The organism is Enterobacter sp. (assembly GCF_977039595.1).
In genome coordinates this window covers 1-6717 of record NZ_CDRQYH010000114.1, presented here as the reverse complement: position 1 = coordinate 6717, position 6717 = coordinate 1, and the positions used below count along the sequence as shown (strand labels likewise).

Sequence of the window (6717 nt, the reverse complement as noted above, 5' to 3'; positions counted from 1 at the left end):
TGATCATCGCATCGAAGCCGTGGCGGTAATAATCGCTCTGCATGACGCCGTGGCCCCAGGATTCCCCGGTCATCCAGAACGGTGCGTTGTCGAGCTTTTTATCCGGGTGAGCGCCTTTCCAGGCAGCCAGTGCCTGGCTTGCCTGGTCTTTCAGCTGTTTCCAGGCCGCAAGCTCAACGTGTTTCGCCGTATCCACCCGGAAACCGTCGATGCCGTAGTCACGTACCCACTGGCTGAGCCAGTGGGTCAGGTAGTCGCGCGGGGTATAGCCCGGAATAGCTTTCGCGTGGGTATCGGGCTTGTGTTGATAGAAATTGGGTAACCCGGAAGGGACGGTGGATTCCGTTTTCAGGTCGGGCAAGAACGCCAGCGACATCGTTAAATCGTCGAAGCCGGGATTATCGTAATCACCGATGTCGGTACGGATCCATTTCTTACCCCACCATTTTTCCCATGCGGCCTTGTCGCTGAAGTTGATGTAGTCGTTGAAGCTATGCCAGCTTTGTCCCGCGCCCGGCTTCCAGTCCGTCCAGCGTTCTCCCAGCGTCTTTTTAAGTACATCACCCTGCAGGTACAGGGCTCCAAACTGATACTCCTGCATGTCTGCCAGCGTGGCATAGCCAGCGTGGTTCATAACGATATCGAACAGAATGCGGATCCCGCGCTTGTGCGCTTCGTCGACAAGATGGCGTAAATCATCTTCGGTGCCCATGTTGGCGTCGAGTTTTGTCCAGTCCTGGGTGTAGTAGCCGTGATAGGCGTAGTGAGGAAAATCTCCTTTGGTGCCACCGCCGACCCAGCCGTGGATCTGCTCAAGCGGGGAGCTTATCCAGAGCGCGTTCACTCCCAGCTGCTGCAGGTAGTCGAGCTTGCCGGCGAGTCCCTTGAGGTCACCACCGTGGAAGGTGCCTATCTCCTGCATACCGTCTTTATGGCGACCGTAGCTGTTGTCGTTACCCGGGTCACCATTCGCATAGCGGTCGGTCAGCACAAAATAGACGGTGGCATTTTGCCAGCTAAACGGCGCAGGCCTGTCGGTTTCGGCGCGCTCAAGCAGCAGCAGGCCGTTACTGTTGACGGCTGGCTGCAGAGTGATGTTTCCATTCTGCACCGTCGCCGTCTGTTTACTGTAGTAGTCGCGCACGACGGAGCCTTCCGGGAAGGTATGGCTGACGTCCAGCGTCAGCGGCTTACCGTCCCACTTCGGACACTGACGGATGACGTTTGCAACCGGCTGTTCTGCGGCGCTCAGAATCGTCAGCAGTAGGGTGGGCGTGCCGGAGCGGGTATCAATCCGTATCTGGTATTCACCGTCGCGGAAAAGGCGCCACTGCGGCGGCGTGCCGTCACAGGGCTTGAGCGACAGCATCTCATTGAGTTTTATCGCGCCTGTAGGCTGCCAGCACGTCTTGTCAAAACTCAGCGTAAGAGGACGCGTACCCTTCGCAAGCTTTGCCTGGCTGGTGAAGATCCCGGTGCCTTCGGCGCTAAATGCGCTAAACCCTGGCGATGACCAGTCGGCATGCGCCAGTGCGGGTAACATCAGAAAGGCTAATGCGGTACGTTTCATTCCTTTTTCCTGTCGCGGCATTTTTGACCAGTGTGCCATCAGACAAGGGGCAAAAACTCATCCCCTGTCGCTTTCCGCCAGGAGGATGCGTGAGGATGAGTGATCTCGCGCAAAATTAGGCAGTTATCTGCGATAGCGCACACAGTTTTTGTGGAATGATGTTTTTATGAGCAAGTTTCAGGTGACATAGTTTCGGAATTGGACTATTTCTATACGTGCTCTTGAAGTCTATTTTTGATATGATTTGAGATTCCGCTCTCAAATTTGTGAAAAAAATAAGGTGTTAGGATGATTACATCCGACCAGGAGACCTAATGATATCGACTCCCATTCGACGATATGGGGCTGCGATACTCATGTTACTCACCACGGCATTTTCGGGTGAGGTGCTTGCGAAGACGCACACGGATACAACGAGTAAGAAAGCCCACGTAATAAAGACGACAAGTAGTAAGGTTAGCAGTAAACAAGAGTATTCTCGCAATAGTGCAAAGAGTAGTTCACTTCCTGATTTGCGAAAATACCCTTCCGGAACACCACGGAAAAAAGCGTTTCTCCGGACGGTAATGCCTTACATCACGAGTCAAAATGCCGCGATTACTGCGGATCGTAACTGGCTGATTTCCAAACAGTACGATAGCCGCTGGTCGCCATCCGAGCGCGCGCGTCTGAAGGATATCACCAGGCGCTACAAGCTGAGCTGGAACGGTAACACGCGTCGTGTGCCGTGGAATGCTCTCCTTGAGCGTGTGGATATCATCCCAGGCAGTATGGTTGCGACCATGGCTGCAGCCGAAAGCGGCTGGGGGACTTCTAAGCTTGCGCGTAGCAACAACAATCTTTTCGGCATGAAATGCGTGAAAGGCCGTTGTACTAATGCGCCGGGCAAGGTGAAAGGCTATTCCCAGTTTGAATCCGTGAAAGATTCCGTTAGCGCCTATGTGGTGAATCTGAACACGCACCCGGCCTACTCATCGTTCCGGAAATCACGCGCTCAGCTGCGTAAAGCGGACCAGGAAGTGACGGCCAGTACGATGATCCACAAGCTGAAAGGGTATTCGACGAAGGGACAGAGCTATAACAACTATCTGTTTGCTATGTACCAGGATAACCAGCGCTTAATCGCCGCCCATATGTAATCTCAAAAAAACGCCTTCCACTGGAAGGCGTTTTCTTTTCTAGATCAGCACCTCGCTGTGGCGATCCCGATACTCTTTCGGCGTGGTGTCATACTCTTTGCGAAACACCGAATAAAAATATTGCAGCGACGGGTAACCGCACATCTGCGAGATTTCGTTGATCGACAGCGATGTGGAGATGAGCAGGCTGCGTGCTTTCTCCAGCTTTTCAGCATGGATGACGGCATGAATAGTTTCGCCCACCTCTTCTTTAAAACGCTTCTCCAGATTCGAACGCGAAATACCCACCGAATCCAGCACCTGATCGACCTTAATCCCTTTGCAGGCGTGGTTGCGAATATAGTGCATGGCCTGAATAACGGCCGGGTCGCTTAAGGAGCGATAATCGGTTGAACGACGTTCTACGACGCGAACAGGAGGCACCAGCAGGCGCTGAAGTGGCAGTGATTCTTTATCGAGCAGGCGATGCAGCAGCTTCGCCGCCTGATAGCCCATCTGACGCGTGCCCTGAGCAACGGAGGAAAGCGCCACGCGGGACAGATAGCGGGTCAGTTCTTCATTATCAATGCCAATCACGCACAGCTTTTCGGGCACCGGAATATGTAAGTGTTCGCAGACCTGCAGCACGTGGCGCGCACGCGCGTCCGTCACGGCAATGATACCGGTTTGCGGCGGCAGCGTTTGCAGCCAGTCAGCGAGGCGGTTTTGCGCGTGCTGCCAGTTTTCCGGCGCGGTTTCCAGCCCCTGATAGACCACGCCGCGATACTTCTCCTGCGCGACCAGCTGGCAAAACGCGTGTTCACGCTCAACGGCCCAGCGCTTGCCGCTGGTGGCGGGTAGGCCGTAAAACGCAAAGCGGTGGACGCCTTTCTCTTTTAAATGGAGAAACGCGGCCTCGACCAGGGCATGGTTATCGGTGGCAATATAGTGAACCGGAGGATAGTGTTCGGGCGAATGGTAGGAGCCGCCGACGCCCACGATCGGCACGTCGACGTCGGTCAGCAGCTGTTCGATGACGGGATCGTCATAGTCGGCGATAACGCCATCGCCCAGCCAGTCTTTGATGTTCTCCAGACGGGTGCGGAAATCTTCTTCAATAAAAATATCCCATTCGGATTGCGACGCCTGCAAATATTCACCCACGCCTTCCACCACCTGACGGTCGTAGGCTTTGTTGGCATTGAATAACAACGTAATGCGGTGACGCTTTTCAAACATGGCTCACTTCCTAATTAAGTCACAATACCGTTATCAGGCCCGTCGCTTGGTGGCCGAGTCCATCCAGACTGCCAGTAAAAGAATGGCCCCCTTGACGATATACTGCCAAAACGTCGGGACGTCCATCATACTCATCCCGTTATCCAACGACGCCATGATAAATGCCCCCATGACCGCGCCCGCCACGCTACCGATACCCCCTGCGAGGCTGGTGCCGCCAATGACGCAGGCGGCGATAGCATCCAGCTCGGCGATGTTACCGGCGGAGGGAGAACCGGCGCCCAGACGCGAGCTGAGGATCAGCCCGGCGATAGCGACCATCAGGCCGTTAATGGCGAAGACCGCCAGCTTGGTGCGCTCGACATTGATACCTGAGAGGCGAGCAGCCTCAAGGTTGCCGCCGATGGCATAAATACGGCGGCCAAACGCGGTGCGCGTGGCCATAAACATGCCGCCCAGCAGTAAAAGCGCCAGCAGCAGGACGGGGGTCGGGACTCCGCGATAGTCGTTTAAAAGCCAGATGGCGCCCAGCACAATGACCGCCGTGAGCGCCTGACGCCCCACCACCGAGGTTGACGCCGGAGAAGCCAGCCCCAGCGCCTGACGGCGCATGCGTCCACGCCACTGCCATGCGACAAACGCCAGCAATCCCACCACGCCGATAGTAAAGCCTATGCTGTCTGAGAGGTAACTCTGACCAATCTGCGACATGGCTGCACTGGTCGGGGAGACGGTGGTGCCGTTAGTGATGCCGATTAAGATCCCGCGGAAGGCCAGCATCCCTGCCAGGGTGACAATGAACGACGGCACTTTACGATAGGCTACCCACCAGCCGTTCCAGGCCCCCAGAACCAGACCCAGCACCAGCGTAACCGCCACGGTCAGCGGTAGCGGCCAGCCGAGCCATACGTCAAAAATCGCCGCCACGCCACCGAGAAGTCCCATCATCGACCCGACCGACAGATCGATCTCCGCGGAGATAATCACGAACACCATGCCCACGGCCAGGATGCCGGTGATGGCGGTCTGGCGGAGCAGGTTGGAGACGTTTCGCGCGCTTAAGTACGAGCCATCGGTCATCCAGGTAAAGAACAGCATGATGACGATAATGGCCGCGATCATCACGAAAACCTGCAGGTTAAGCGCTTTTAGCCCCGCGAATGCACCGGGCGTCGGAACGGCGACTTTGATATCAGACGGATTGCTTTTCGACATGACGTTCGCTCCTTAAAGCGGCTTCCATCACCTGCTCCTGCGTCAGGTTCTGGTTAATCAGGTTGGCTTTCAGTTTTCCCTCGTGCATGACCAGCACGCGGTCGCTCAGGCCGAGCACTTCGGGTAACTCAGACGAAATGACAATGACGGCAATCCCTTGCTGTACAAGCTGATTAATCAGTTTGTAGATTTCATATTTGGCACCGATATCAATCCCGCGCGTCGGTTCATCAAGGATTAATATGCGTGGATTAAGCAGCAGGCAGCGCGCCAGAATCGCCTTCTGCTGGTTTCCCCCGCTCAGGCGGCCTATCGCCAGCTCCGGCGAGGAGGTTTTGACCTTCAGCCGAGCAAGCGACTGGAGGATGCACTGCTGCTCGGCGGCGTCGTCCAGGCTGCTCAGCGCGCCGGAGACTCGATCGAGTGCCGCAAGCGTAATGTTTTTACCCACTGCCATCACCGGTACGATGCCGTCTTTCTTACGATCTTCCGGCACCATGGCAATGCCGTGGGCAATCGCCTGCTGGCAGTTGTCTATTTTCACCGGCTGACCGTCGATATAAACCGTGCCCTCCCAGCGCCCCGGCCACACGCCAAACAGGCACTGTACGGCTTCGGTGCGCCCGGCACCGACGAGGCCAGCAATCCCAAGAATTTCACCGCTGTAAAGGGAAAACGAGACGTTATTGACGCGCTTGATGTGGCGGTTAACGGGGTGCCACGCGGTCAGGTTTTCCACGCGCAGCACTTCATCACCTTTGGTGTGAGGCTCATTCGGGTAGAGCGCCGTAAGCTCGCGCCCTACCATCATGGTGATGATGTCATCTTCGCTCATCCCGGCGGCTTCACGCGTGCCGATGTGCTGCCCGTCGCGGATCACGCAGATGGTATCCGAAATGGCTTTAACCTCGTTCAGCTTATGTGAAATGTAGATGCAGGCGATGCCGTGGTTTTGCAGATCGCGGATGATATTGAGCAGAACCGCGGTTTCCTGTTCGGTGAGCGAGGCTGTAGGCTCATCGAGGATCAGCAGCCTGACCTGCTTATTGAGCGCTTTCGCTATTTCGACCAGCTGCTGTTGCCCAAGGCCCAGGTCACCCACGCGGGTATCTGGTGAAATGCTGAGGCTCACCTGCGCCAGCAGCTTTTCACAGCGGAGCGTCATGGTGTCGTAATCCAGTACGCCGTGGCGGGAAATTTCGACCCCAAGGAAAATGTTCTCCAGCACGGTGAGATGCTTCACCAGCGCCAGCTCCTGGTGGATGATGGCGATGCCTTTACGTTCGGTATCACGAATGTGAGTCGCCTGGATAACTTCACCGGCAAAGACGATTTCGCCTTCATAGCTGCCGTGCGGGTAGATCCCGCACAGTACTTTCATCAGCGTCGACTTCCCCGAGCCGTTCTCGCCACACAGCGAAATCACTTCGCCGGGGTTCAACCGGAGGCTGACGTTATCGACGGCTTTCACCGTGCCGAAGCGCTTGGTGATGCTTTTCATTTCAAGTAAATAAGGCATAACTGCTCCACATAACCCGAGGGAAGAACAGTACAACGTGATGCGCCCCCGCAAAG

Annotated in this window: 5 protein-coding genes; 1 reads left to right on the top strand and 4 read right to left on the bottom strand. The window is 55.9% G+C overall.

Annotation, left to right across the window (positions count from 1 at the left end; translation table 11 throughout):
• Positions 1-1570, bottom strand: a 1570-nt coding sequence (locus tag ACWYRJ_RS20120; protein ID WP_455508501.1) for an alpha-amylase, incomplete at its 3' end; no start/stop codon positions are given.
• A 314-nt stretch (positions 1571-1884) separates the two neighbouring features.
• On the opposite strand from ACWYRJ_RS20120, the gene ACWYRJ_RS20115 reads away from it, so the two are divergent.
• Positions 1885-2709 (top strand): protein bax, encoded by an 825-nt coding sequence (locus ACWYRJ_RS20115; protein ID WP_115876675.1) that lies wholly within the window; start codon positions 1885-1887, stop codon positions 2707-2709.
• 39 nt (positions 2710-2748) lie between these two features.
• On the opposite strand, the gene xylR is transcribed toward ACWYRJ_RS20115, so the two are convergent.
• From xylR to ACWYRJ_RS20100, 3 genes are read right to left on the bottom strand one after another with little or no spacing between them, the layout of a single operon-like run.
• Positions 2749-3927 (bottom strand): D-xylose utilization transcriptional activator XylR, encoded by a 1179-nt coding sequence (xylR, locus tag ACWYRJ_RS20110; protein WP_021242460.1) that lies wholly within the window; start codon positions 3925-3927, stop codon positions 2749-2751.
• Positions 3928-3960: 33 nt separating this feature from the next.
• Entirely contained in the window at positions 3961-5142 is a 1182-nt protein-coding gene (gene xylH / locus ACWYRJ_RS20105) for a xylose ABC transporter permease XylH (RefSeq protein WP_041911621.1), read from the bottom strand.
• Positions 5120-6661 (bottom strand): xylose ABC transporter ATP-binding protein, encoded by a 1542-nt coding sequence (locus tag ACWYRJ_RS20100; protein ID WP_455508500.1) that lies wholly within the window; start codon positions 6659-6661, stop codon positions 5120-5122. Before ACWYRJ_RS20100 ends, xylH begins: the two co-directional genes overlap by 23 nt.
• Positions 6662-6717 lie beyond the last annotated feature (56 nt).

What these genes read in the sequence shown, in the direction of transcription:
- ACWYRJ_RS20115 (WP_115876675.1), top strand. Translation starts at nt 1,885, where the DNA reads ATGATATCGACTCCCATTCGACGATATGGGGCTGCGATACTCATGTTA.
- xylR (WP_021242460.1), bottom strand. Translation starts at nt 3,927, where the DNA reads ATGTTTGAAAAGCGTCACCGCATTACGTTGTTATTCAATGCCAACAAA.
- xylH (WP_041911621.1), bottom strand. Translation starts at nt 5,142, where the DNA reads ATGTCGAAAAGCAATCCGTCTGATATCAAAGTCGCCGTTCCGACGCCC.
- ACWYRJ_RS20100 (WP_455508500.1), bottom strand. Translation starts at nt 6,661, where the DNA reads ATGCCTTATTTACTTGAAATGAAAAGCATCACCAAGCGCTTCGGCACG.